The organism is Enterobacter cloacae complex sp. 2021EL-01169 (assembly GCF_020733125.1).
In the GTDB taxonomy this organism is placed as follows: domain Bacteria; phylum Pseudomonadota; class Gammaproteobacteria; order Enterobacterales; family Enterobacteriaceae; genus Enterobacter; species Enterobacter roggenkampii.
Map to the genome: position 1 here is coordinate 895,996 of NZ_JAJFTC010000002.1, position 23,017 is coordinate 919,012.

The following is a 23,017-nucleotide window of genomic DNA, read 5'->3' on the forward strand; positions in this document are numbered from 1 at the left end:
AATTGCAGATGGAAGGTATTTCATTTCTGCCCCCAGGTGCATACCTGATATTCAACGTCACGCCTGTTAACCAGACCTTTCCACTTCTGTCCGCCTGCATATACCCAGCGCTTAAGCTCTGAGCAAGCTCCGGGATAGTCTTTAGCATTCAGCTTTTTCAGGAGAGTGGAATTGATTGTGGCAGTTGCTCCGACGTTGTAAGCGAAAGAGTAAATTGCTGCGCGTTGAGTTTCAGTGGTTGGCACTTTGATGTACGGGTCAACCTGTGAAGCTATACGCTGAAGGTCTTTTCTTGTTAGTGCATCGCACTCTTTATCTGTGTATCGCTTATTTATGATGATGTCTGAACCGGTGTGACCGTCACAGACTGTCAGAACTCCGACAACATCGCGATATGCTTCATACTTTCGACCTTCGAGACCATCTTTACCGGAGAGCATTGTTGTCGCTATTGCGATAGCGCCGCCGCCCAACGTGGCAATAATGCTATTTCTGAGTGCCGGAGACATTGCCATTCAATCTGTCCTCGCGCTCTTTGCGCTTGTAGTACCAGTTGATGCCGAATGTGCCGACGGTACAGAGAATACCAATGATGATCGCCCAGTCGTTAAGGGATAGAACGCCACCCATCGTTGTCAGGCCTCCGAACCAATAACTGAGCCATTCTCTTATCTTGTCCATACGGTACATACTCTACCCCCGAGAAAATGGGGATTTGTTCAAAATTAAGAATCTAGGTAATTGTCTGCTGAACAAATCCGATCTATGGTCATGACGTCTGATCAGACGATATGGGCCTCGGTCTTTGTTCGTGAGCGCATTCACGGGCAAGATGACAGGAGGCTGTTAGCGCAGTCTCTTGTCGCCCATTTTCACGAAGCCCAGCTCAATGCTGGGTTTTCTTTTTGGTTAACGCACTCAACCAGTAGCCGCGTCGGATAAGGGTTAAGTTTCGATGTCGTCCGGCTTTTGAAGATGAATGCGTTAAAAAAATAAAAAAGCTCACGGCGAAGTGAGCAATATTGGGTTACTGCTTGCGCATAGCGCTTATAGTCCCAGGTAGGGGATTTGGTGTGGTGGCCGGTGCTGAACTCCGGCTTAGTGACGATAGGCGTGTACCGACGCCTCGTTTTACTTCCTCCGCGCTAGCGGCTTCACCCTGGACCAGCTTTACGACATTCTCGTAAACCTAACCGCGGCAGATATGACCGGCACGGTGTGCCATATCACGGACCGGCGGGTGTCTCGTTCACCTGATTAGCGCATCAGCCTGCGCATTCACCACAACGGAAAGAGCACTGCCTGAGATGGATATTCGCGCCCAGGTGTGAAACGCAAATATCAGTGCTCTTACCTGTTATGGGCTCCGTTTCGTGGAGCTGACGACAACGCTAGTACCGGTCTATGCGCTGCACCTATGTGGGATTTACTAAGGCAATATGCCCTTTGTTACCCACTAAAGAAAAGTATCCATGATTAAACAAAACACTCGTTCATTGGAGTGCTAGGCGGCCAGGCAATAATCAAAAATACCCTTCTTTACTGGGTGCCCATTATTAATCACAGCGGGCCACTGCGCCAGATTCGTTGATGAGGAACTGGAATACCTCACTGGTGTTTAGCCGTTAGGCTACTGCCAGGAATTGATCATCGTTTGCATTTATCTTTGTGGTCCGTTTCTTAAAAGTCCGCAAAGTCGCTAACGTGACGAAAACTGGAAAGAGCACTGACCCCATTGACCAGCCGGAACTATCCTGGATTACCAAGTCAATGCACTTACCAGATTTCGCCCATAAAAAAGCCCCGAGCTATTAACTCAGGGCTATCGAATGACTGCACTACTCCATCATTGGTTTCAGATTAAACAAATATCGCCACTTTGTAAAGTGTGATTTTCTAGATAATTCCTATTTCGTAGAAAATATTTACTAGCGAGTGACTTTGCTCAACATCTGATTTGCATATTCCTCTTGTTTAATGCACTCACCAACCAGGCTTTCAAAGAAGTCCTTGTATGACCTGCGCCATGTAGTTTCCGGCACATCAATCACAGTAGCGCAGATGTACTGACGAACACTATCAGGCAACAAACGAGCATAACCACGCCCATTGCAGCGTCCGCATGTTTTATATGCAGGAACGCCACCCTGTAGAATAGTTTTCTCTTTGTCTACCACTACGCCTTTGCCGTTGCACTGGCAGGCATTAGTCAGCACGCCCTTCCCATTGCACTTATGGCACAGCACTTTCACCGTTTCCTTGCGCTCAGTCAGGTACGGCTGCCCTATGCTTTTCATCGTCATGACTTCAGCATCGACAAACTTCTTACCACCGCAACAATCACAGGTTCGCGTACTGGCGGCGCTGCGGGAATAGTCAGCGAATGCGAATGTTGCGAGCACTTGCATTACTTTTTGCTTAATATCATTTTCGAGCTTACGTAAGGCGGCAACCTTATCGCAGTGCTCAAGTGCATATTGGGTCAGCAGTTCAATAGCTTTCTCACGGTCATTGCTGCTGATTTCCATCTTCCCTAAAAACGCGCTGTAACCCAACGTGGCTCGACTTTGTGTCATTCCCATGGCTGCCATCACGTCAGTGCTAGTTAACGTCTCTGAGGAGGTCGCACGCGGCGTATCGTTTATCTGAGTAGACTTTGCGAAGTGAAACTTGACTGCGTTTTCCAAGTTCATGGTTATTACCTTTCCAGCACTTTGATTATTAAGAACCCGATTGAACATCCGAGCAGCCACATAAAAACGCCTGAAACAAAACCTAATAGAATTTCCTTCATATTTAAGCTGCCTCCGGACCATCTGGCTTATTCGTCCCCAGCCGGTTACGCACTTCACGCAGCTGCTCGCGCACATACTCAAGACTGCGTTCAAGCTCATGCTCTTTGCCAATTAGCACCTGCTCGTTATGCATATCTCGCTGACGCTGCCATTTGACTTGCTGGATGTTGGTTACGCTGCACATATTTCCTCCAGTTCTGTAATCTTGATTTCAACCCGACCGCCCTTCACTTTTGCTGCACGAATCACGCGAATATCATCAAACTGCTCGTCGTCCTCAGCGAATGAGGCGTGGACAAGTGAGTCGAGGAGACATTTCAAAATATTGTCGATATCTCTGCGCCGGGAATCTGGCACTGCGGCGATGATTTTGATGCGGAGTCGTGATTTTGTGAGGATGTCTAGGTTGAGGCTTTTGATAATCTGGATAACTTCTTTGCGGTAGTGCTGGCCTTTCTTGCTGATGTAATACCTGCTTCCTTGCCGTCGCCAGTATGTGTTTACGCTGGGAGGCCATGGCAGGATGAAGTTGTATTCATTCATGTCTTAATCTTCCCCTCCTTGCGCAGAATGTCCTGCGTTCGCATCACCCCTTCGAGGTGGTAAATCTTTGCGAATTCTTGGTCGATGTTATGCGTTCTGCGGTCTATCTCGTCGTGGCAACTGCTACACGCCCATGCTGCGAGAAGGTCGTCAGGCTTCATGCCAGTGCCGCATAATCCAGCCATGCGATAATGTGCCAGAACGGTAGTTTCAGGGTTGTGGTTGCAGACACCGTAGATACGCACCTGGCATTCTCTGCCCCGCGCTTCTTTTCGAAGGTTAGCCATTAACCTTACCTCTCAGTTGCAGGATTGACTGCAGGTCTTTCTTGATGAAAATCCGGATTCTGATTGAACAGTAGTTTTCCTGCATTCTGGCAAAGTAATAATCCTTTCTCTGCTTCAGCTTATTAGCATCAGCGGTCATCCAGTCCTTCACGGCAAACTTAATCATCCAGCGTTCAAATAGAAACCATCGTAAATAGTCACTCATCATCTTCCTCCGTCATAAATCCGTTAGGGTCGCGATACGGTATTGCATTGTCGGCATCCTTAGCACAAAGAGCACAAAACCTCTCACGCTTTGGCCCTAAAAAATTGTGACCGCATTTTTGACATGGACCGTAATACATCCCTACTGGGTAGTCTCGCTCAGATTTCTCAAACATCATCGCTTTCCTCCATATCTTTTCCGGTTACATGGAAAACCAGGTTATTCATGCACATCTTCAGATCGCATTCATTGCAAACATGCGTCTCGTCTTTTTTGAGCGCTTTATTGCATCGTGCACAGCACAACGTTCGACGTATGCTCTGCTGCTCGTAGGATTGGGCTTCGTGGGGGCTAAGCATTGAATGATTCCTTCGACATCAGGAATACGATCATTGCCGCACGCAAAGGTTTCTCATCCCTGAACGTATGCTCCTGGTCATCTGACATGGCTATCCACACAGATTTATGTTTCAGCGGGTGTAATGCAATAAAGTTACTCTCAATGATCGGCCATGCGTCTGCCGCGTTGTTGCATGGGTCGAAGTCTTTCTTTTCTCGGCATCCTTTTCTGCCAACTAAAACTCCAATCTCGTTATCATCATCATCGAGAAAAATGAACTTTATGTTTTGCCCTGTAGCTATGGCTACGCGCTTGTTAATTTCAAAATCTGATAACTGTGAATAGTCCATATCAATGCAACCTCGCTGTTTGTTCTGCCTTCTCAATGGAAATGACCAGGTCTTTGTCGCCTAACTGCCAGATAATTCCCTGCTCTTCTTCGTCCTATGTCATTGCCTCCACATAAGCCATCAGGTAATTCATCATGATGTTTATGCCGTCGACTCCTTCGCTTTCTGCATCTTCCATGAGGTCAGAGAAACGTTCGATGTAGTCTTCTTCTGCGCTCATAGCTAACTCCACATCCTAGATTGATACTGACTCCTACCCTTTGGCTCGCTGGCGTACTCTGGAAGCAAGGCAGAAACCACCCATAACCGAGGGTCTGCACTTAGCGTTCTTTGAGTTTTTACGTTGCGGGATTGGTAGGCGGTGATTAACTGAGTTGCTTCTTCGTTGGTAAGGTCGTGATGGCTAAACCATGACATTTTCGGCATGGATTCATTCCTGTTTGGCTTTCACTCTTGGTTTGTATGGCATTTCTATGGCGTCTATAGAATCCATACCTTTTGCTAAGCGGTGCTGGAGTATGTGGTAAGGAAGGCCGAACCTGCTTGCAGCCTCAGCTATGCACATGTCGCCATCAGGCGTTTTAATGATGACGTTTGTTCTGCGATTTCTGCCCTGTTCCTTCGATGTTGCCCATCGGCAGTTTTCTGGAAAGTAACCTTTGTTTACGTTAATGCGATCAATGCTGTGCTTGCTTGATGGTCTACTTCCCATATCTGAATAGAAATTCTCGAAAGAATTAAGCCATCTTTCACACACCTCCACCCCTCTACCTCCATAACAGTCATATCTGTCTGAATTTGGATTAGTCACCCTTTGTTTCAAGGCTGCCCATGCCCTATATTCAGCAGTTTTCTTACGCCCGTGAGTGGTAAAGGTTTTGCTGGCTACAATTCGCTGCAAACAACCGCAGCTCTTTGACTTGCTAGTTCTTGCTGATGAGAGGTCATATTCTTTGACTGTTCCGCATTCACAAGAACAAACTACGCGAGCCCTATAGGATGTTCGGCCTGACTTGTAGGTATAAGCCTTCGATTTTGCCAAAGACAAAATTGTTAACTTATTAAACTTTTCTCCAATTACTGATTCGTTTCTCATGCCGCATCTCCGAATCTGGCTTTCCACTCAAGCGCCAACCGGGCTTCGTCAGACCACTTAACATTCTTCTCGGCTCCGAATGCCTGGATAAGCTCCAAAAGCTCTGCAAACTCGCCTACACGCATCTTGCTGGTTGACTGGCCTATTACCACGAAACCGTTACCGGCAAGGTTAGGCACAACATCCTGCTGCTTTAACGCTGCGGTGAAGATGCACTTCCAGCTTTCGGCGTCCAGCCATCGGCCATGCCATTCGACCTGACGCGAGACATCACCAAGACAAGCCCAGAGTTTTCGATTCTGGTCTATACTGCGGTTGCGTTCCTGTATGGTCACTACGATTGGCTTGGTTGGGTCGGGGAAGATTTGCTGTATGGCTTGAATGGCGTTCTGCTGATGGATGGGGCTTCTTAGTTCAAACGTTAGTTTCTTCATCTCCTGCTCTCCGCTCCCAAGCTAATGCTGCTTTTGCAGCCATTGATTCCTCTGGCCCGTTTGCACCACATTCATGGCAGGCCACAAAGAACCATTCCTCATTGCTATAGCTTTCAATGCTCTCATATCCGCTTCCGCAGAATGGGCATGGTTTTGGTAAGCTCATATTCACCTCAGAAGGTAGATGGCAGCCACAATCCCTAGTGCCGCTACCTGATATTTGATAAACGTACGAAGATTCCACTCTTCATCCCAGAGGATTGCGATGACTGCTGAGCCAGCGCACATTCCTGCAGCTAATCCGGTAATTATTCCGCTCATACTCACTCCTTCACTTTGATTCCAGCGGCGCGGATGGAGTCAGCGCAGTAGTCGATAGCGCAGTTGTGGCCTTTGTCGAAATCATCCTCAACCATCACTTTGTCATCGAGCTTTATCTCGATAGCTGCGCGAGATGCCTGCCATGCGGCCCATGAATAAGTGCGCATTACCAACCGTTGCTTGGGAGGTATCGATAAGCTCCCATATCGTGATCTAAACCACTCTTCATAAGCCTTTCTTGATTCGTCCATATTCCTCTCCATCAAAAACTATCGTTGATTTGTTTAAGCGCTATAGCCATCACCAGCAGTAGAACCAAGCCGGGAGGCGACATAAGAGCATCAATGAGTTCCATCACTTTTCTCCATCGCAAAACTTCCAGGGTATGACGCCAAGATTCATTCTTAAAATCTTGAGTAAAACACGGTCGCGAGGTGATTTTTTAGGAAGTGGTCTTGCTGCAACCTTTTCGAGAAGCGGAAGGTTGCTGGAGCTCATATATCTTTTCTTGCGGTGCGCGGCCTCTTTGATATCCGCATTCAATAACTGCTCTACTGTACTCATCATTCCTCTCCATCAGCGTGCTGGGGTGTTAGCGACCTGAGACTTCTTGTAGCGTTCATAAAACCATTTATGAAGCTCCATAAGCTCTGCATCGATTGGCGCATATTCTCGGTCAAAATATGCCTGCGCGTCCTTTTCGTCTTCGCTTGGTAACTCACCTGGTCCAAGCAGCGTGTTGTAAATCCACTCCATGCCTTCCTTCGCATCACCAGTCACGCGCCAGTCGATAATCGCAGCCTGCATAACGAGAAGATTCTTGCCGAACATGCGATCGAGTTCTTTGAACCGATTACGGATGTACTCGTTTTCATCCTTCAGCTCTGCGTTGTGACATCTAGCATCAAGCTCGTTGTTTTCGGCTGCTGAAAGCTTTGCTTCTAACTCTTCGTATGTTGGTTTCACGCCCTCACCTCTCTCAATCTCTGGTTGATATGAGCCTCAAGCTCACCATCGGTTGTTTTGTCATGTTTAAGAAACCATCTGTCAGCTGAGAATTTCCCTCTTTTCCGCTCGTGAATTAAATCTCCAATATCGCGGATTGTTTCTGGAACGCCCTGCATAACAACGGCAGGGATAAACATGAACACGATGATTAAGACCTTCATCCATGCAGAACAGAAATACTGAGCCTCGAATATTTGCGTTTCAGGGTGAAAGTAATATTCAATCTTTGCCCCAAAGCGCTGCTTCCGATTAGGAAGCATTTTGTTGTGCTTGGATCTGCTTACTGGAATTCTTACGAACCCTTTATCGCAAAGATTTTCGTATTGGTAGGTCATGCTCTTACTTCCTTTAATCTCTGGTTGATAAATGCAGTTAACGGGTTAGCTGCGCCAAAGTTAAACACCGGCTTCTTGCTGTATACCCATGCGTTCTTGTGGCACCAGTCGCGATGAAGCTCACCGTTTTCATGAAGGCGCTTAAGCATCTTCGTAACGAGGCGCTTGTCGATTCCTGTTGCGGTTGATATCTCAACTGCCATTCCTGTTTCGTGCTCATCCAAATAGCGCAGAACAGCTTCTGTGCGCTCATGATGCAGAGATGCCAGCCGATAGTACTTAATGCTCTTACTGATGCGATCAACATCAATCTGACCGTCTGCGATAAGGTCACGCAGTAGCAGGTTGATATGTGATTTCTGGCATCCGAGGAGTTTTGCGAATTGTGGTGCTGAGGTGGGAATGTTTGTTTCAAGGTGGTTGAGTATTTTGTCTCGTGTGTTCATGGATTATCTCCTAACACTCGTATTCGTCCTGATAGCTGCGCAGCTCGTTCTGCACGAATGCGTATGGATCAAGGCCTGAGTGTTTGTTGCTGAAGTAGTAGGTTTTCTCTGCACCTGGGGCATGTCGTGATTTGGTGCAGATGATTTCGGTTACGCCTTTAAGCTCTGTTTGCGGGTTGTATTTCTCATCTCGGTAGACCATGAAAATAACGTCGGCCTCCTGCTCGATAACACCGGACTCTCGCAGGTCTGAGTTAAGCGGTCGCTTGTTGGCGCGTTCTTCACACTTACGGCTCAGCTGAGACAATGCGATAACCGGGCAGCGCAATTCCTTTGCGAGGTTTTTCAGGCCGGTAGCAATCTCACCAACTGACTGGTTCATGTTTTCCGGATTGGTCATCTTCATCTTCTGCAGGTAGTCGACGACGATAACGCCCAGGCCACCGAGCTTTTTGTGCATCCTGCGAGCTTCAGCTCGTAACTGGTGAATGCTCAGTGACGTTTTGTCGTTGATGTGGATTGGTGCGGTTCCGAACTCTTCCAGGCACTTTCCAACTTTTGCCCATTCGGCATCCTGATTCTTGCCATTCGTGCCAAGCAACCCCTCTTTGCTGACACCGGCGCGGTGGAACGCGATGCGCTGAGAAATCTGCTCGATAGGCATTTCAAGGCTGAAGAACATCACAGGCTTCTTGCTTTTCAGTGCTACCGTCTCTGTAACTGTGGTACTGAACATTGTCTTACCAGTGCCAGGACGACCGCCTACAACGATGAAATCCGTGTTATTGAAACCACCAAACGCTTTGTCGATGTCTGTTAGCCCAAGCTCAGTCCGGTGCTTCCAGATGTCGCCATTGATGATTGACTCAACTTCGTCAATTGCGATCTCAATTCCATCGAGTATGTGGCGCGTTCCTGATTCGCTGAATGCCTCAATCGCTCCAATGCTGGTCTGGATATTTCCAATGATTTCCTGCACGCTGTCGGTAGTAGGCTCAGAAAGCTTCTGAATCCCTTCCTGCAGCATCTGAATCATCATGCGACCTGATGTAAACTCTTTGAGCTTCTGAACGTACACAGGCAGGTTGCGAAGCGATGGAATGTCTTTCGTCGTTTCCGCCAGGTATGCAAAACCGCCAACCTTGTCGAGCTCTCCGCGGGCTTCAATGTCTGAGGTGACAGTCAGCAGGTCAACTGGAGATCCGATTGAGTTGAGCTTTTTCAGCGTGCTTAGTACCACCTTGTGCGCATACACGGTGAAATCGCTTTCGCTCAGATTTTCAATGGCGTCCTGAGCTGCATCTGCGAATTCATCCCTTCCCAGCATGATTGAGCCCAGAACGTTGCGCTCGATGTATGAATCTACAAACCTGCTCATGCAGTGACTCCTTTACGCTGCTTGTGCTCGTTGATGGCCTGCTCGTACACCGAGCCCCAGTTTTTCGGGTTAAGTATCCAGTCCAGTGTTAACCATGGCTGATCGCCTTTTGTGGTGAACAGCGATGACTTTCCTATCAGGTCGAATGCCATTCCCATGTGCCGCAGCTCACGCCAGTTACCTTGTGACGTTTTACCGTTCCACACCGCTTCCAGATCGCGATGCGCAGGACGGCGACGATTCCATTCGTGAGGTGATACAGCCTTAGCGGGGAATTTCTCGTTCCACAGGGCGATAATTTCTGCATGAGGACAGGCTTCGGGATTACTTCCCTGTCCATCAGCCCAAACCAGAGCGTCTGACAGGTAGCCATCGAATCGAGTCATTCGGCAGATGTTATTCGGCTTCGGTGGGGTCTTTCTCGCATCCCAACAGGTAACAGCCCATTTGATTACCAGCTTGAGATCATCAACTGAGTAACAAACCCCTTTGGCTTTCACAGTGCTAAGGACTTTCACGAAAGCTTCAGGCGATGAGCATCTTGCCCCTGCCAGACTGTTGTAATAATCCAGACAATCAAGAGCGAGAGCCTCCACCCCCTCTGGGGGAGTAAGGGGGGTTTTATTATTCTTGTTAAGTACCTTCTTGTTCTGTTCGACGGATGGTTCGACGACCCCCTCGACGGCTACAAGCTTCAAAGCCGCGCCATTGCTGGATTTTGGTTCGACGGATGGCACGACGGAAGGTTCGACGCCTGAAATGCCCTGATATTCGCAGTAATTTGTGATGGAAATTACTAATCCAAAAGGGTTTCCTTCCTTGGTGATCATGTTTTCCTTGCAGAAGAAGTTGAGCATTCTCTCAACAGCTTTCGGGCTCTTTTCCTTCCCATCCTGATCGCGAAGTTTTCTTGCCAGAACCGTAGTGGTTGTTACCAGTTGACCGGCTTCCAGCTTCCACTCTCTTCCTGCAAATTCGTTAATGCCAGGCTTGTAACGAGCTTCACCAAGCAGGCGGACCCACAATGCAAGCTTGGCCGTATCTTTCGACCATGGAGCATTGAGGGCGCTCCTGAACATGGCAAAGTGACCTTGCTTTCTGTTGTCCAAGTGAGAGCCCCTGGAAGACATCTCTTCCGTTCGTAATAACTTAACGACGCCCATTCTTCACTCCTGCTTTGGCTAGTCTGTAAACGCCAATAAGACGCTCTGCGAACGCCCGGTTATTGGCTGCTGTATTCACTAATCCTTCAGGTGAATCAGGGTGTCGAATCTCTTCTTTTTCCTGGTACTTTTTACGCTTTCGCATTAAAATATCTCCTGTTAGATGTGTTGGCGTAACACAGTGTGATCAGGCCTCAAACGTTACCGCGTTTGGGGCTTTTTCTTTTGCAAGGTAACTAGCCAGCCGCTTTGTCAGTTCAGCCATTTCATCGTCTTCGATTCCGTATTCCAGAACCGCCAGCATCATGCTCACCTGAGAGAAGAAGCCGTTCTTCCACCGGCTTACCTGGTATTCGGGAATGCCCATGGCTTTAGCGAATGTCTTCTGACCCATCAAAGCCAGCTTGTTAAGCAAGGTCGATTCGATACGAGCCGCCTTCTTGCTTTGAGTTGCAATTCCATTCATGCAATATATTCCTTAGAAATTAGATAGATTTGGCTTCGCAAACACACGCAAAGCCTGTTTGAATTTAGTGACTCGCTTTTCAGCGACGTAGGACGAATGTCCGTTGTAGTGGTGAGGCTTATGCTGCTGAGCGTTCCGGAGGGAACACGTCATCTAATTTTACTTTCGCACCGAGCTTGTTAAGCGTCTTAACCAGGTGGCGGCATGTTTTCAGGTCAGGGTAGCGACGACCCGTTTCCCAGTGACCGATGGCACCTTGAGTACACCCTATAATCTCGGCCAGAGCTGCTTGGGAGATTTGAACCTTCTCCCGGTACATTTTTAAATTGCTCATATAGGCTCCATGCTGTGTTCATAATCAATAATACACATCGTACTTTTAAACCGCAAGTTAAAAAATACGCATTGTGCATGGATGCAAACAATACGCTGCGTAATAATTGGCTTATGAAAACTACTTGGAATGAACTGGCTAAAGCCAGAATGAAAGAGCTTGGTGTGACCCAAGAAGATCTCGCTGAGGCTTTAGGTAAAACTCAGGGAGGGGTAGGCCATTGGCTGAGAGGAATGCGGAACCCATCCCTGCAGGAAATAGGTTCAATTTTCGAGTTTTTGGGTATTTACGATGTGAAATTCAACTCTGATGGCACGTTCACGATTGGTGATAAACCCTCAGAAAAACCAATTAAAAGGCAGTATGAGTACCCTCTTTTCACTACCGTGCAGGCTGGCCAGTTTGCAGATGTAGGCACGTATACGGAAAGAGATGCACAAGAATGGGTTTCAACAACCAAGAAGGCCAGTAATGAGGCATTCTGGCTAGAGGTATCAGGCCACTCCATGACCGCACCTCAAGGAATGAAGCCAAGTTTTCCAGAGGGAATGCTGATTTTGGTTGACCCTGCTGAGGATGTAGAACCCGGTGATTTTTGCGTTGCCAGTGTCTTCGGTGACACTGAAGTAACGTTTAAAAAGTTCACAAAAGAAGATGGTCAACCATGGCTGGAGCCTTTGAACCCAAACCCAAGGTATCAGAGCATTCCCTGCAATGAGACATGCCGTATCATCGGCAAGGTAGTCAAGTCACAGTGGCCTGACGAGACGTTTGGGTAACTAATAACGCTCTCTTAACAACCAAATTTGCACAAGAATGATTGCCAAGCTTGAGCAAGATACAGCAAGGGCGATCCAAGTTATAAGACTGACTTCGTTCATATGGAGCCTCATGACCATTGATAGGATTCTTTCAGCTATTGCAATAATAGTATCATTCGTTGCAGTTCCTGCAAGCGGTTACTTGAGCTACAGGTATGCCGTAATGGGTGAGAGGCGTAAGGAGTGGAACGCCATAGCAGAAGCACTTTTAGCCCACTATGAGCAAGTACATAAAGAAGCTGAAGATAACAGTACATATAGCACCACCACCATTCCTATTGATGAGTTCGTCAGAATCCAAAGAAGAATGACCGTTTCTGAGAAAAAGGAATTCCGAGATCTGGTGGCACTGATAGTGAAACTCAGGAACGCAAAACCTGACGCTGCAAGGAATAAAGAGTTAGCAGCTGCTTCATCAAAAATATGCAAACTTCTTAAGTTAAGATAACCCGGCCACCGAGCCGGGTTTTTCTTTACCCCTGCAAATCTTCAGTTGCATTTCCATTTCCCTCTCGCCATTCCCTAAGTCACTTTTTACATCTCTTCAATGAGATTGTTGGTCATGCCAGATTAAATTCCATTTAAATACAAAACGATGCATTAGATCCAAATTATTTTATACACATTGTATTGACTAACCATAAATACACATCGTACTATTAAGCCATCAACACGGAGCACTACTCACCAGGACGGTGAGCATACAACGATTCAGAGATGAATCTACGAGGCTGAAAAGCCTAACAACCAAAGTGAACTTTGGGATGTGGTGAAGCTTAACGGCGAGCTAGGGAATAGTTTTGCGGTGAAGATTCTAGATAAGTAGCCACAAGGCGCGCGTAACTCAATCGGCAGCGCACCGATGGAAGCTGGTTCGACTCCAGCCACCACATCACCAAAGTTCATCAGGAGGTCACTATGACACGCAGAACAGCTTTCAATGGATCAGCATCAGGTCGTCGTCGTGAGCGCCGTGCAGCGCTCCAGAATGAGATTACGGCAAGCTCAGAAGTAATGCACCGCCCTACTCTCAGCCGTGCACAGATTCAGGCTAAAGGAACACACGAAACGCCTAAGCGCATCGAAGACGCTAAGCCGATCAAATTCATGGTGCAGGACGCGTTCTGGCAGCTTGAGGAATACAAACGCAACCTTGAGCGTGCAGCAATTGTGTATGCGAATGAGTTCGGACGTAAGCAGGATGTGAGCGGCGCAGTCTGCTTGCCAGAAGTTGCGCTTTTCGCAGCTGGTCATCGTAATTCTAAACAGGTTACAGCGAGGTAAGCGTGGCAATTAATGCAAAATCAAATGGGTGGCTTATTGCTGGAAAGATAATTAGCGAAAGTGAATCAAGTTGGATTTTTCACGCAAAGGATGAAAAGCGCCCAAAGGTCATAGCTAAGAATGACCCGAAGAATATCGTTTTTGATGGTGATACAGCCCTGGACGACGCATTGTCATGGCAGGATTCACGACGTAAAACAACGGCCGCATAGTCGGCCTTCTTTTGGCAGCAAGCCACGGAGGTGAATATGTTAAGAGCCACGAAAGTACGCATATATCCGACGCCTGAACAGGCTGAATATCTGAACGCTCAGTTCGGTGCGGTGCGTTTTGCGTACAACAAAGCTCTGCATATCAAGAAGCACGCTTATCAACGACACGGCGTAAGTTTAAACCCGCGTAAAGACATTAAACCGCTTCTGGCTGCAGCGAAAAAATCACGTAAATACGCATGGCTAAAGGAATATGATGCTATTGCTTTGCAACAGGCGGTGATCAATCTCGATGTTGCCTTTTCCAACTTCTTCAATCCAAAGCTAAAAGCGCGTTTCCCGGCGTTTAAGCGCAAACACGGCAAACAATCGAGCTATCACTGTGTTGGAGTAAAGGTGCTGGATGGTGCGGTCAAAATCCCGAAAATCCCGGCGATAGAAGCACGATTGCATCGTGAAATTACTGGCGCGTTAAAAAGCATCACAATAACCCGCAGCGCAACGGGAAAATATTACGCAGCGCTACTCTGTGATGATGGAATCGAAAAGCCAGCGAAGCCCATACTGGTAAGCAAAGTCACCGGTCTGGACATGGGGTTATCCCACTACGCAATAAAATCTGATGGTGATAAAGTTGCTAACCCACGCCACCTTATCAACGCCAGCAGGAATTTACGGCGCAAACAGAAAGCCTTGTCACGCAAGAAAAAAGCGAGTGCAAATCGCCGTAAATCACGCATGCAGCTTGCTGGTGTACACGAGCGGGTAGCCAATGCCCGCGCTGATTTCCAGCACAAACTCTCTCGCGCAATTGTTGACGAAAACCAAGCGGTAATTGTAGAGACGCTGAAATCAGCAAATATGATGAAGAACCACCATTTGGCACGAGCGATAGGCGATGCAGGATGGAGTGGATTTATCTCAAAACTGGAATACAAAGCAGCAGAAAAAGGTGTTCATGTGGTAAAGCTGGATCAATGGTTCGCCAGTTCGAAAACCTGTCACTGTTGCGGTCACAAAATGCCTGCAATGCCGCTCAATAAGCGCATCTGGCAATGTCCAGAATGCGGAGTTGAACATGACCGCGATATCAATGCGGCCATCAATATACGGCAGAAGGGCATACTGGAATTATGTGCGGCGGGACTCGTCGTGCAATCTGCCCATGGAGGCCAGCGTAAATCCGTCATACAGACGGTTGCGGCCTACGAAGTGGGAAGCCTCGCCAGATAGGGCGGGGTGCAGTCACCTATTGGGTGTAATACCGCACCGTACTATCGGAGACGATTCGATAGTGTCTGATAGATGAAAATCCCTCGTTATGTCTTTGCCGCCAGCAGTCAGGGCGGCATTCTTTTTGCCTGGAGGAAAGCATGGAAATTGATATTCGTAAAGTTGCAACTTATTCATCAAATGGTGGATGGAGAGAAGTAACAGTTAAAGAAGATAACACGACCATTAAGTTCGATTTAAGCACCAAAGGCGAGATTAAAGAATTTTGCCATCACCTTTTAGATACCGCTTTTGCTGAGATGGAAATGGATGAAATCATCGCCTACCTCACAGAAAACGGATACAGCGACGAGGTTATCGAGCGTTACGAAGAAGATAAATCAGAAGCCGCCTGAGTGCGGCTTTTCCATTCCTGCATATCAACAGAGATTCACGAGTCTCTATCGCTATGCAATCACACACAACATAAGGAATACCACCATGATGCATTTATCGCTATCGGGTGGCGGCATCATGTCCGCCTATTACCCATCCGAATCCGAATTATCAAAACGTGTTCGCCGTCTTATTCGTGCTGCCCGTAAGCACCTGGAGGGTTTATGTCACCAGTTATAAATCACAGTCTGCTTAAAGCAGCGCAAAGCGGTCATCGCTCGCTACCTTGGAGATGGTCGCATGTGGCAAGAGGCTCATGAAGCCATTAAGACCGCAATCAATCATCCGTGGTACCGCAAATCATGAGCATTGCAGATACCTGGTCAGAAGATGCCTTTGTGCGTCTCATGCAAGATTTAATTGGCAGCGAAGGAGGTTTCCATGCAGCCGACAACAACAGTGAAAGAGAGCCAACTACAGCGCCGCATGACAACGACACAGGCTCTGTGGTGGCGTCACAAGGGTGACAGAGAGCGCATGCGTATGTATCTCAATCTGTCTCGCTTAGAAGTGCTTAATCAACGTTATTTCCTGGGCGGATGCCCGTTCTGAGGTGCTTATGGATTTGGAAAAATTAGACGCGCCATTTGCAAGTAATGATATTGAGTGGCGAATCCAGCAGGCCGGAAAAAACAATAGCGGTATCTGGGCTAAGGTTCTGGCTTATGTAACCAACCGGGCAATAATGAAGCGCCTTGATGAGGTATGCGGAAAGTCAGGATGGCGTAACGAGTATCGCGATATCCCTAATGGTGGCGGCGTTGAGTGCGGCATTTCCATTAAGGTTGAAGGAGAGTGGATCACCAAATGGGATGCGGCTGAAAACACACAAGTTGAAGCGGTAAAAGGTGGTAGATCTGGAGCAATGAAGCGTGCAGCTGTGCAGTGGGGTATCGGAAGATACCTATACGACCTTACTGAAGGGTTTGCAACAGTGTCAGCGGAACGACAAAGAGGTTTCAATTACGCCAAAACAAAAGAGCTTGGTGTCTTTTACTGGTCTCCTCCTCAACTTCCTGCGTGGGCTCTGCCGGCAGGAAATCAAGAACAGCATTTACCCGCAGATACAAGCAGCGAAAACGTTGAGGGAACCAGCGCCGAAACCATTGATGTCGACAAGGTGTTGGCTGACTTTTGCGCATATGCACTAACGGAAACGGTGAAGAAAAAGCTGATTGAACGCTATCAGTCAGACTGGCAGCTAATGAATGGACATCCTGAGCATCAGGATAAGTGCGTACAGGCAATGAATACTCGTATCAGTGAACTTAAAAAGGCGGCATAAATGGCTAGCAGAGGCGTCAACAAGGTAATCATTGTAGGTCGGTTAGGTCAGGATCCGGAAGTGCGCTATGCGCCTTCTGGTGCTGCATTTGCCAACATGACCGTGGCCACATCGGAACAGTGGCGAGACAAGCAGACTGGAGAACAGAAAGAGCAAACAGAATGGCACCGTGTGGTACTGAGCGGGAAACTTGCTGAGATTGCCGGTGAATACCTGCGAAAAGGCTCTGAGGTGTATCTGGAAGGGAAGCTGCGCACTCGCAAATGGACAGATCAGTCAGGTACTGAAAAGTACACCACAGAGGTTCTGGTTGGTGTTGGTGGAACATTGCAAATGCTTGGTGGCAAGCGCGAAGCGGATAGTCAGCCAAAGCAGCAAAATAGCCAGCCGCAACAGCCTAAGCAGGCTAGCGAACCTCCAATGGACTTCGACGACGATATCCCCTTCTAGGATTTACCTAAGAACATTCTATTTCACCTCACGGAGGCGGCATAACTTCGCCTCCAGTTTAAGGATTAAGCCATGTCACCTGATGAAAATGGTTACTTCCGTTCGCCTAAAAAACTGGAATCGAAGGACGAAGTTATTGCCCGGATATGCGCTGGTCTGGAGATTTATTACCAGCAGAAAGAGAACGGAACTCTACCAAAGGACGAGCGCACGCCTGAGCAGATTCAGGATGCACAGGACGATTACTGGATAGAAAAACTCACAAGGAAGTACGAGTCAAAGCTCTGGCACGACAACTTCACAGCATCATTCCATCCACGTTGGGAAACCACTGGACCGAAACAACAAACCTTCTACAGCGACTTCTATCGCGACACTTATGGTCGCCTTGGCGCTGTACGCAGTAGCTGAGGAATTCATCATGATCGGAAATTACTATGACCCATTCGTAACACCTCAAGAGCTCATCGCCGGACACCGCTTCAAACCCATCAACGATATCCCACGCGAAGAAATGCTGAAGCGTGACTCATTCGGGAATGCAGAACGTCTCAACAACAATCGATACCTGACAGCGTGGTTAAACCAGAGGGCGAAGAAATGAGCGTGAAACGTTATAGCGTTGGATACAAAGACTCAGCATCAGGTCGATATGCAGCAATGCTGGATAAGCAAGATGGGGGATACGTTTCTTATGAAGACTACACCGCACTTGAAGCCAGATGCTTGAAGTTGGCTGCGGAGAATGCGGGGCTGAAGGCGATATGTGATGACCGTCGCACGTTCATCATGAACGGAGTACAGCTGGGTTTTATCCAGGTTCCGACAGTGGAAACAGACCCGGCACTTGAAACCATTCGCATTGCTGTGTCACCACAAGAACCAACCCCGGCGACAGACGCTTTCCTGGCTGAAGTGCGTGCTCAGGGCGTGGAGATGTTTGGTCAGTGGCTGAGGGATTCAGCAGACATATTTGACAAGAACTCTCGCCATGATTGGGCTGACCAGAACAGAGTGAGCGCAGATAAGGCTGGAGAGTTCGCAGACCAGCTTCGCAAAGGAGTGCAGTCATGAGCAAATTAACTTGCAAGGTTGGTTACGTTAATCCGCGTTATGTAAGTTTTGCAGATTTTCTTCGCCAGGGTCGTGTTGACGTGCTGGCAAAGCAACTTGCTGAGCGTCTTGAGATTGAAGCTGGTAGCCAGAGTGAAGCCGTTGATTTCGTGAAGCAGGTTCTTATCGATATCGCCGCTGACGACATGGGAGTGAAAAATATCGACGAGCCGCGGGAAAGCTGGCGTTCACAGTTCGACGTAAAAGGAGCCGCCCAATGAGCAACATCGACAAACAGGCGCTGCGTATTAATGCGCAGTTAGCCAGTTCAGGCAAATGGATTAAAGAGTCTGGTGATGGCTGGGAGGCTATTTGTAGTTCCGACGACCAGGCTAACTCCGGATTTATCATCGCGCATTTTGAAGGGCCAGACGCGAAGGAAAACCGAGAGTTTATTCAGGCAGCAAACCCCACCACCGTGCTGGCGCTGCTGGATGAGCTGGAAGCCAAAGACAACAGAATCAATCGACTTGAAGCCATTGTTGCTGTTGCAGAACAGCGCAACGCCCTAATGCGCGAGTGGAAACGTGCTCTGAAAGTACCTTGCGACCTCGTTGATGACCAGGTGCCAGTGGTTATTCATGGCAGGGTTATTCGCCTTGAGAGGCTCACAGAGACCGAAGAGAAATTTGCAGCCGCAGCCGCAGCCGGTAAAGGAGAGTGAAATGGCTATTACCGAGGGCTTCTGCGCGGACCTTTACTGCGACTGTGACGGCTGTCAATCAGGCGAAATTTATCCTCCTGCGCAGACTGAATTCGTTGGACGGAACATGACTGATATTTCACAGCAAGCGCGTGAAGTTGGCTGGCGAATTAGTAAAGACCGACAGAGATGCTATGCGCCAGGACACAAGGTTGCGAGGACTAACCCATGAGCACTATTACCAGAGAACGCGCACAAGAAATTTTCCTCGGCAACCGTCCTGAGCCAACCGCATCAGAAGAGCGTGAGCTGGCCCGTATCGCGCTGGCATCGCTGAACGCTGAAATCCATAGCTACACATTTGAAGAAGACCCGCGTCCGCTATACACCGCCCCGCCAGCGCCGGTAGTGCCGGAAGAAAAACGCGACGAGGACGGCAATACCACGTCTGAGTTTGACCACGGCTGGACCGCCTGCCGCGCAGCCATGCTTCAGGGTTCAGAACCTGTAACGACGGCTTACAAGTTGCCTCCACATGTTTACCGTGAGCTCGTGAACGCCCTGCGTGATACTGCGGTTAAATATCAGGGATGTCAGCAACTGCGTGAGCAGATTAGCGAAACCCTGAGCGCAGTAATCACTCATACACCGCACTGCAACAACTCTCCGGTTATTCCTGACGGTCTGCGTTTGGCGCTCAGCAACGCTGGAATAGCGGCTCCAGAGTCAGATGAAATGCTGGCCGCTACCTGTGATAAGCATATTCAGGCGCTGGTTACCTGGGTAAAGGAGAGAAAGCCTTTCCAGTCAGCACAGTTAGCACCGGATGGTTGGGTGGCTTGCAGTGAGCGGATGCCTGATGATATGGAAGATGTCCTTGTAACCGATGGAGAAGATGTTAAATCCATGTGGTGGAACGGAAACAAATGGGATTCGTGGGCTGTTAAATATTCTATCGACAGCGATGATGTAACCCACTGGATGCCACTGCCAGCAGCACCGAAAGGAGAGCATAGAGATGCATAAGCCTATAAATCCAAGGAGCATTAAAATTGGAGCCAGCGTCATCGTGAGGCTTAATAGTGGAGAAGAGAAAAAATGCGTACTTACTGACCACAGTGACTGGCTGGTTGGGTGCCCGGTTGCTGTAACTGAGGACGGTATAAGCATAGGAATTGGCTACCATGGTGAGATTATCGCAGTAGCAGCACCGCAGCAGGAGGTGAAGCCATGACCTTCAACCGCTACGTAATCACCATAGTGCTGCCGAACCTGATTCTGTGCTCATTGCTAGGCAAACCCGCTCTTACGATCGAGAAAGTTGCTCGCAAGGTTCGCCTGGCATGTGGCCGAAGGATGGAGCGTGTCATGTTGGATGCTCCGCCGAAGGAGAAGCGAGATGCCTAACCCATTAGACGCATAACAAACCCGCACCTCGCGGGTTTTTCTTTATCCGGAGTCACCATGCACGCCAATCCAATTATCTGGCTCATAGTCGGAATTATGGCTCTGAGCGCTATCTCTTCACTCGCACATCAATCAGAAGGCTTGTTATGGCTAAATTTGCTGTGGGCGCGTTAGTGCAGCTTAAGTCTGGAGGCATCAGAGGGATGATTGAGAGCCAGATTGAGCCGGATAGTGACCATCCGAAATATTGGTGTAAGTGGGATGACGGCAACTTCGATATTCGCCACGAACACGAACTTCGCGCGGCTACTGTTGATGAGCCTCGCGTGTATAAGAAATTAGCGTAAGGAGATGAATGTGGATAACAAGATTATCGGTCGTTTTATTCCAGTAGGTGAATACAATGATTGGGCTAAGCCATTCTTTGTCTTGACCAAAGAGCCAAGTGATTATTTAGCCCCAGCATGGAAAGGAATCATGGCTGATGGTGAGGAATATCATGTGGTGGAAGATGCATGGAAATTTGAATCAGTATCATGGGATGGCGAGGGATTGCCTCCGGTTGGGTGTGAGTGCGAAGCAAGGTATCGGCACATGGATAAAGCTAATTGGTTTCATTTCCGTTGCATTGGTGTTGATGGTGGGGTTGCCTTCGGGTGGTCGGCCGGGTCTGGCGGCCAGGCTGCGACCACTCTTAGTATTAAGGGATACGAATTCCGCCCTATTCGCTCAGAAGCAGATAAGAAGCGCGAGAATTTAGCAAAAGCTCTACACATCGCCGCAGGAGCAGCTCCTATCGAAGTGGTTGGGATTGGTCCTCTTTACCTTGAGCTCGCAGATAAAATAATAGCCGGTGAAGTAGCTGGCATCCGCATCGACTAGACCGCCGCAATGGCGGTTTTTTATTGGAGATAGATAATGACTCGTGAAGAAGCTATAGAGAAACTAAAGGAATTACAAACTTGGCGAGATAGTGAGGTTGCGCATGAAGACGCAGACACTGTTATTTGCGAACTTCTTGAATCTTTGGGTTTTGCGGATGTAGTAGATGAATACGCAAAAGTAGATAAGTGGTATGCGTAAGGGGATAGATAATGATAATTGGCATCCATATGACATATCTCTACCTAAAAGGTGATTTATACAAAGAGCTCATCCCGGCAGGACTGTTTTTCGGGGTGATAGAAATTTTTGGATGGATAGGCCTTATAGCTTTTCTTGTAGGAAACTAACCATGGAATCACACAGCCTCACACTCGATGAGGCCTGTGCATTTCTCAAGATATCCAGACCTACCGCTACCAACTGGATTCGCACAGGCCGCCTTCAGGCAACGCGCAAAGACCCTTCCAAACCTAAATCACCATACCTCACTACACGGCAAGCCTGCATTGCGGCGCTTCAGTCTCCGCTGCATACTGTCGGCGTGAGCGCGGGTGATGGCATAGCAGAGGAACTGAAATGTCACTATTCCGCAGAGGTGAAACCTGGTACGCCAGCTTCACATTGCCGGACGGCAAAAGATTTAAGCAGTCTCTTGGGACAAAGGACAAAAGGCAGGCCACGGAGCTTCATGACAAGCTAAAAGCCGAAGCATGGAGGGTGAGCAAATTAGGCGAGACCCCTGACATGACCTTTGAAGAGGCCTGTGTCAGGTGGCTGGAGGAGAAGTCGCACAAGAAGTCACTGGATGACGACAAGAGCCGGATCGGATTCTGGCTACAGCATTTTTCAGGGATGCAGTTGAAGGATATTACAGAAACGAAGATTTACTCTGCCATCCAGAAGATGACAAATCGGCGGCATGAGGAAAACTGGAAGCTTATGGAAGAGGCATGTCGCAAGAAAGGGAAGCGGCCTCCAGAATACAAACCAAAGCCTGCAGCAGTAGCCACAAAAGCAACTCACCTTTCATTCATTAAGGCGCTTCTCAGGGCGGCAGAACGTGAATGGAAAATGCTGGATAAGGCTCCGATCGTCAAAGTTCCTCAACCGAAGAACAAGCGTATCAGATGGCTTGAACCTCACGAGGCGAGAAGGTTGATTGATGAATGTCCGGAGCCGCTTAAGTCAGTCGTAGAGTTTGCGCTTTCTACTGGCTTAAGACGTTCGAACATCATCAATCTGGAATGGCAGCAGATAGACATGCAGCGAAAGGTGGCATGGATACACCCTGAGCAGAGCAAATCGAATCAGGCCATTGGCGTGGCGCTGAATGATACTGCGTGTCGTGTGCTGAAAAAGCAAATTGGCAATCATCACAAGTGGGTGTTCGTTTACAAGGAAAGCAGCACAAAACCAGATGGAACTAAATCACCTGTAGTGAGGAAGATGCGCTATGACGCCAACACCGCATGGCGAGCAGCGTTAAAAAGGGCTGGAATCGAGGATTTCCGGTTTCATGACCTTAGGCATACATGGGCTAGCTGGTTGGTGCAGGCCGGAGTACCTATTTCTGTATTGCAGGAAATGGGAGGTTGGGAGTCCATCGAAATGGTTCGCCGTTATGCTCATCTGGCACCTAATCACCTTACCGAACATGCGAGGCAAATTGACTCGATTTTTGGGTCTTCTGTCCCAAATCTGTCCCACAGTGAAAATAAGGAAGGTACAAATGACGCGTAACTACTTGA

47 protein-coding genes and 1 pseudogene are annotated in these 23,017 nt (G+C 48.3%); 24 read left to right on the top strand and 24 right to left on the bottom strand.

The features are described from left to right. Positions 1 to 20: 20 nt before the first annotated feature. The 24 genes and pseudogenes from LLF79_RS10700 to LLF79_RS10815 form a co-directional block, all read right to left on the bottom strand. Positions 21 to 515 carry a lysozyme gene (locus LLF79_RS10700; RefSeq protein ID WP_305055000.1) on the bottom strand — a complete coding sequence of 165 codons (495 nt, stop codon included), beginning with the start codon at positions 513 to 515 and terminating at the stop codon, positions 21 to 23. Next, positions 487 to 690, bottom strand: a complete 204-nt coding sequence (locus tag LLF79_RS10705) for a phage holin family protein (RefSeq protein ID WP_044157993.1) — start codon at positions 688 to 690, stop codon at positions 487 to 489. Before LLF79_RS10705 ends, LLF79_RS10700 begins: the two co-directional genes overlap by 29 nt. Before the next feature lie 1,238 nt (positions 691 to 1,928). Further along, positions 1,929 to 2,693, bottom strand: coding sequence for an antitermination protein (locus LLF79_RS10710; protein ID WP_227879490.1), 765 nt, complete (start codon positions 2,691 to 2,693; stop codon positions 1,929 to 1,931). 103 nt (positions 2,694 to 2,796) lie between these two features. Beyond that, positions 2,797 to 2,979 (bottom strand): hypothetical protein, encoded by a 183-nt coding sequence (locus LLF79_RS10715; protein WP_227879491.1) that lies wholly within the window; start codon positions 2,977 to 2,979, stop codon positions 2,797 to 2,799. Next, complete coding sequence (locus LLF79_RS10720; protein WP_227879492.1) at positions 2,967 to 3,338, bottom strand: RusA family crossover junction endodeoxyribonuclease; 372 nt, start codon at positions 3,336 to 3,338, stop codon at positions 2,967 to 2,969. Before LLF79_RS10720 ends, LLF79_RS10715 begins: the two co-directional genes overlap by 13 nt. Continuing rightward, positions 3,335 to 3,625, bottom strand: coding sequence for a DUF1364 domain-containing protein (locus LLF79_RS10725; protein WP_227879493.1), 291 nt, complete (start codon positions 3,623 to 3,625; stop codon positions 3,335 to 3,337). The genes LLF79_RS10720 and LLF79_RS10725 overlap by 4 nt, the downstream gene beginning before the upstream one ends. After that, positions 3,618 to 3,833 carry a hypothetical protein gene (locus LLF79_RS10730; protein WP_227879494.1) on the bottom strand — a complete coding sequence of 72 codons (216 nt, stop codon included), beginning with the start codon at positions 3,831 to 3,833 and terminating at the stop codon, positions 3,618 to 3,620. Before LLF79_RS10730 ends, LLF79_RS10725 begins: the two co-directional genes overlap by 8 nt. Before the next feature lie 164 nt (positions 3,834 to 3,997). Then, positions 3,998 to 4,189 (bottom strand): protein NinF, encoded by a 192-nt coding sequence (locus LLF79_RS10735; RefSeq protein ID WP_227879495.1) that lies wholly within the window; start codon positions 4,187 to 4,189, stop codon positions 3,998 to 4,000. After that, a complete protein-coding gene (locus LLF79_RS10740; protein WP_227879496.1) occupies positions 4,182 to 4,520 on the bottom strand; it encodes a phage protein NinX family protein in 339 nt (112 codons plus the stop codon). Before LLF79_RS10740 ends, LLF79_RS10735 begins: the two co-directional genes overlap by 8 nt. A gap of 94 nt (positions 4,521 to 4,614) precedes the next feature. Continuing rightward, positions 4,615 to 4,740 (bottom strand): hypothetical protein, encoded by a 126-nt coding sequence (locus tag LLF79_RS26920; RefSeq protein ID WP_255642631.1) that lies wholly within the window; start codon positions 4,738 to 4,740, stop codon positions 4,615 to 4,617. Positions 4,741 to 4,950: 210 nt separating this feature from the next. Further along, on the bottom strand, positions 4,951 to 5,616 hold the full coding sequence (locus LLF79_RS10750) for a hypothetical protein (protein ID WP_227879498.1): 666 nt from the start codon (positions 5,614 to 5,616) through the stop codon (positions 4,951 to 4,953). After that, positions 5,613 to 6,050 (bottom strand): recombination protein NinB, encoded by a 438-nt coding sequence (locus LLF79_RS10755; RefSeq protein WP_227879499.1) that lies wholly within the window; start codon positions 6,048 to 6,050, stop codon positions 5,613 to 5,615. The genes LLF79_RS10750 and LLF79_RS10755 overlap by 4 nt, the downstream gene beginning before the upstream one ends. Next, complete coding sequence (locus LLF79_RS27045; RefSeq protein ID WP_227879500.1) at positions 6,031 to 6,216, bottom strand: Lar family restriction alleviation protein; 186 nt, start codon at positions 6,214 to 6,216, stop codon at positions 6,031 to 6,033. Before LLF79_RS27045 ends, LLF79_RS10755 begins: the two co-directional genes overlap by 20 nt. A 2-nt stretch (positions 6,217 to 6,218) precedes the next feature. Continuing rightward, the gene (locus LLF79_RS10765; RefSeq protein ID WP_227879501.1) at positions 6,219 to 6,371 is read right to left on the bottom strand and encodes a hypothetical protein; all 153 of its coding nucleotides are present in this window, start codon (positions 6,369 to 6,371) and stop codon (positions 6,219 to 6,221) included. 2 nt (positions 6,372 to 6,373) lie between these two features. After that, positions 6,374 to 6,538 carry a hypothetical protein gene (locus LLF79_RS10770; protein ID WP_227879502.1) on the bottom strand — a complete coding sequence of 55 codons (165 nt, stop codon included), beginning with the start codon at positions 6,536 to 6,538 and terminating at the stop codon, positions 6,374 to 6,376. A 187-nt stretch (positions 6,539 to 6,725) separates the two neighbouring features. Continuing rightward, positions 6,726 to 6,938 (bottom strand): hypothetical protein, encoded by a 213-nt coding sequence (locus LLF79_RS10775; RefSeq protein WP_227879503.1) that lies wholly within the window; start codon positions 6,936 to 6,938, stop codon positions 6,726 to 6,728. Between the two features lie 9 nt (positions 6,939 to 6,947). Beyond that, positions 6,948 to 7,352 (bottom strand): annotated as a pseudogene (locus tag LLF79_RS10780) (hypothetical protein); the annotation flags it as partial. Further along, positions 7,334 to 7,714 carry a hypothetical protein gene (locus tag LLF79_RS10785; protein ID WP_227879504.1) on the bottom strand — a complete coding sequence of 127 codons (381 nt, stop codon included), beginning with the start codon at positions 7,712 to 7,714 and terminating at the stop codon, positions 7,334 to 7,336. The gene LLF79_RS10785 and the pseudogene LLF79_RS10780, both read right to left, overlap by 19 nt. After that, the gene (locus LLF79_RS10790) at positions 7,711 to 8,160 is read right to left on the bottom strand and encodes a transcriptional regulator (RefSeq protein ID WP_227879505.1); all 450 of its coding nucleotides are present in this window, start codon (positions 8,158 to 8,160) and stop codon (positions 7,711 to 7,713) included. The genes LLF79_RS10785 and LLF79_RS10790 overlap by 4 nt, the downstream gene beginning before the upstream one ends. A 10-nt stretch (positions 8,161 to 8,170) precedes the next feature. Continuing rightward, the gene (locus tag LLF79_RS10795; RefSeq protein WP_227879506.1) at positions 8,171 to 9,538 is read right to left on the bottom strand and encodes a replicative DNA helicase; all 1,368 of its coding nucleotides are present in this window, start codon (positions 9,536 to 9,538) and stop codon (positions 8,171 to 8,173) included. Beyond that, entirely contained in the window at positions 9,535 to 10,701 is a 1,167-nt protein-coding gene (locus tag LLF79_RS10800; RefSeq protein ID WP_227879507.1) for a replication protein, read from the bottom strand. Before LLF79_RS10800 ends, LLF79_RS10795 begins: the two co-directional genes overlap by 4 nt. Continuing rightward, positions 10,688 to 10,846: a hypothetical protein gene (locus tag LLF79_RS10805; RefSeq protein WP_045408365.1), complete on the bottom strand. Its 159-nt coding sequence runs from the start codon at positions 10,844 to 10,846 to the stop codon at positions 10,688 to 10,690. Before LLF79_RS10805 ends, LLF79_RS10800 begins: the two co-directional genes overlap by 14 nt. 42 nt (positions 10,847 to 10,888) lie before the next feature. After that, positions 10,889 to 11,167 carry a CII family transcriptional regulator gene (locus LLF79_RS10810; RefSeq protein ID WP_227879508.1) on the bottom strand — a complete coding sequence of 93 codons (279 nt, stop codon included), beginning with the start codon at positions 11,165 to 11,167 and terminating at the stop codon, positions 10,889 to 10,891. Positions 11,168 to 11,285: 118 nt separating this feature from the next. Beyond that, complete coding sequence (locus LLF79_RS10815; protein WP_146826589.1) at positions 11,286 to 11,501, bottom strand: helix-turn-helix transcriptional regulator; 216 nt, start codon at positions 11,499 to 11,501, stop codon at positions 11,286 to 11,288. 77 nt (positions 11,502 to 11,578) lie between these two features. Between LLF79_RS10815 and LLF79_RS10820 the strand changes: the two genes are divergently transcribed. The 24 genes from LLF79_RS10820 (at position 11,579) to LLF79_RS10935 (ending at position 23,009) form a co-directional block, all read left to right on the top strand. Further along, entirely contained in the window at positions 11,579 to 12,280 is a 702-nt protein-coding gene (locus LLF79_RS10820; RefSeq protein WP_227879509.1) for a LexA family transcriptional regulator, read from the top strand. A 112-nt stretch (positions 12,281 to 12,392) separates the two neighbouring features. Continuing rightward, positions 12,393 to 12,770 carry a hypothetical protein gene (locus tag LLF79_RS10825; RefSeq protein WP_227879510.1) on the top strand — a complete coding sequence of 126 codons (378 nt, stop codon included), beginning with the start codon at positions 12,393 to 12,395 and terminating at the stop codon, positions 12,768 to 12,770. 470 nt (positions 12,771 to 13,240) lie between these two features. Continuing rightward, positions 13,241 to 13,606, top strand: a complete 366-nt coding sequence (locus LLF79_RS10830; protein WP_227879511.1) for an antitermination protein — start codon at positions 13,241 to 13,243, stop codon at positions 13,604 to 13,606. 2 nt (positions 13,607 to 13,608) lie between these two features. Continuing rightward, positions 13,609 to 13,818, top strand: a complete 210-nt coding sequence (locus tag LLF79_RS10835; protein WP_227879512.1) for a hypothetical protein — start codon at positions 13,609 to 13,611, stop codon at positions 13,816 to 13,818. A gap of 36 nt (positions 13,819 to 13,854) precedes the next feature. Next, a complete protein-coding gene (locus LLF79_RS10840) occupies positions 13,855 to 15,051 on the top strand; it encodes a transposase (RefSeq protein ID WP_227879513.1) in 1,197 nt (398 codons plus the stop codon). 140 nt (positions 15,052 to 15,191) lie between these two features. After that, the gene (locus LLF79_RS10845) at positions 15,192 to 15,446 is read left to right on the top strand and encodes a hypothetical protein (protein ID WP_227879514.1); all 255 of its coding nucleotides are present in this window, start codon (positions 15,192 to 15,194) and stop codon (positions 15,444 to 15,446) included. 85 nt (positions 15,447 to 15,531) lie between these two features. Beyond that, positions 15,532 to 15,666, top strand: a complete 135-nt coding sequence (locus LLF79_RS10850) for a hypothetical protein (protein WP_063855077.1) — start codon at positions 15,532 to 15,534, stop codon at positions 15,664 to 15,666. Positions 15,667 to 15,867: 201 nt separating this feature from the next. Next, complete coding sequence (locus LLF79_RS10855) at positions 15,868 to 16,038, top strand: hypothetical protein (RefSeq protein WP_013098078.1); 171 nt, start codon at positions 15,868 to 15,870, stop codon at positions 16,036 to 16,038. 7 nt (positions 16,039 to 16,045) lie between these two features. Next, positions 16,046 to 16,771, top strand: coding sequence for a Rad52/Rad22 family DNA repair protein (locus LLF79_RS10860; RefSeq protein ID WP_227879515.1), 726 nt, complete (start codon positions 16,046 to 16,048; stop codon positions 16,769 to 16,771). After that, a complete protein-coding gene (gene ssb / locus LLF79_RS10865; protein WP_227879516.1) occupies positions 16,772 to 17,221 on the top strand; it encodes a single-stranded DNA-binding protein in 450 nt (149 codons plus the stop codon). It abuts the gene before it with no gap. 72 nt (positions 17,222 to 17,293) lie between these two features. Then, positions 17,294 to 17,632, top strand: coding sequence for a hypothetical protein (locus tag LLF79_RS10870; protein ID WP_227879517.1), 339 nt, complete (start codon positions 17,294 to 17,296; stop codon positions 17,630 to 17,632). Positions 17,633 to 17,642: 10 nt separating this feature from the next. Then, positions 17,643 to 17,825 carry a DUF2737 family protein gene (locus tag LLF79_RS10875; protein WP_227879518.1) on the top strand — a complete coding sequence of 61 codons (183 nt, stop codon included), beginning with the start codon at positions 17,643 to 17,645 and terminating at the stop codon, positions 17,823 to 17,825. A 56-nt stretch (positions 17,826 to 17,881) separates the two neighbouring features. Next, positions 17,882 to 18,295: a hypothetical protein gene (locus tag LLF79_RS10880; protein WP_227879541.1), complete on the top strand. Its 414-nt coding sequence runs from the start codon at positions 17,882 to 17,884 to the stop codon at positions 18,293 to 18,295. Then, the gene (locus tag LLF79_RS10885) at positions 18,292 to 18,555 is read left to right on the top strand and encodes a hypothetical protein (protein WP_047720065.1); all 264 of its coding nucleotides are present in this window, start codon (positions 18,292 to 18,294) and stop codon (positions 18,553 to 18,555) included. Before LLF79_RS10880 ends, LLF79_RS10885 begins: the two co-directional genes overlap by 4 nt. Continuing rightward, the gene (locus LLF79_RS10890) at positions 18,552 to 18,998 is read left to right on the top strand and encodes an ead/Ea22-like family protein (RefSeq protein ID WP_227879519.1); all 447 of its coding nucleotides are present in this window, start codon (positions 18,552 to 18,554) and stop codon (positions 18,996 to 18,998) included. Before LLF79_RS10885 ends, LLF79_RS10890 begins: the two co-directional genes overlap by 4 nt. Position 18,999: 1 nt before the next feature. Then, entirely contained in the window at positions 19,000 to 19,209 is a 210-nt protein-coding gene (locus LLF79_RS10895; protein WP_227879520.1) for a hypothetical protein, read from the top strand. Beyond that, positions 19,206 to 20,003: a DUF551 domain-containing protein gene (locus tag LLF79_RS10900; protein WP_227879521.1), complete on the top strand. Its 798-nt coding sequence runs from the start codon at positions 19,206 to 19,208 to the stop codon at positions 20,001 to 20,003. Before LLF79_RS10895 ends, LLF79_RS10900 begins: the two co-directional genes overlap by 4 nt. Then, positions 19,996 to 20,211 (top strand): hypothetical protein, encoded by a 216-nt coding sequence (locus tag LLF79_RS10905; protein WP_227879522.1) that lies wholly within the window; start codon positions 19,996 to 19,998, stop codon positions 20,209 to 20,211. The genes LLF79_RS10900 and LLF79_RS10905 overlap by 8 nt, the downstream gene beginning before the upstream one ends. Continuing rightward, positions 20,208 to 20,384 carry a hypothetical protein gene (locus LLF79_RS10910; RefSeq protein ID WP_227879523.1) on the top strand — a complete coding sequence of 59 codons (177 nt, stop codon included), beginning with the start codon at positions 20,208 to 20,210 and terminating at the stop codon, positions 20,382 to 20,384. The genes LLF79_RS10905 and LLF79_RS10910 overlap by 4 nt, the downstream gene beginning before the upstream one ends. Before the next feature lie 146 nt (positions 20,385 to 20,530). Then, a complete protein-coding gene (locus LLF79_RS10915; RefSeq protein WP_227879524.1) occupies positions 20,531 to 20,731 on the top strand; it encodes a hypothetical protein in 201 nt (66 codons plus the stop codon). Positions 20,732 to 20,741: 10 nt separating this feature from the next. Then, entirely contained in the window at positions 20,742 to 21,266 is a 525-nt protein-coding gene (locus LLF79_RS10920; protein ID WP_227879525.1) for a hypothetical protein, read from the top strand. 36 nt (positions 21,267 to 21,302) lie between these two features. Then, positions 21,303 to 21,467 carry a hypothetical protein gene (locus LLF79_RS10925; protein ID WP_227879526.1) on the top strand — a complete coding sequence of 55 codons (165 nt, stop codon included), beginning with the start codon at positions 21,303 to 21,305 and terminating at the stop codon, positions 21,465 to 21,467. 151 nt (positions 21,468 to 21,618) lie between these two features. Next, positions 21,619 to 21,969 (top strand): helix-turn-helix domain-containing protein, encoded by a 351-nt coding sequence (locus LLF79_RS10930; protein WP_072049671.1) that lies wholly within the window; start codon positions 21,619 to 21,621, stop codon positions 21,967 to 21,969. Then, complete coding sequence (locus LLF79_RS10935; RefSeq protein WP_227879542.1) at positions 21,891 to 23,009, top strand: site-specific integrase; 1,119 nt, start codon at positions 21,891 to 21,893, stop codon at positions 23,007 to 23,009. Before LLF79_RS10930 ends, LLF79_RS10935 begins: the two co-directional genes overlap by 79 nt. The last annotated feature ends 8 nt before the right edge of the window (positions 23,010 to 23,017 follow it).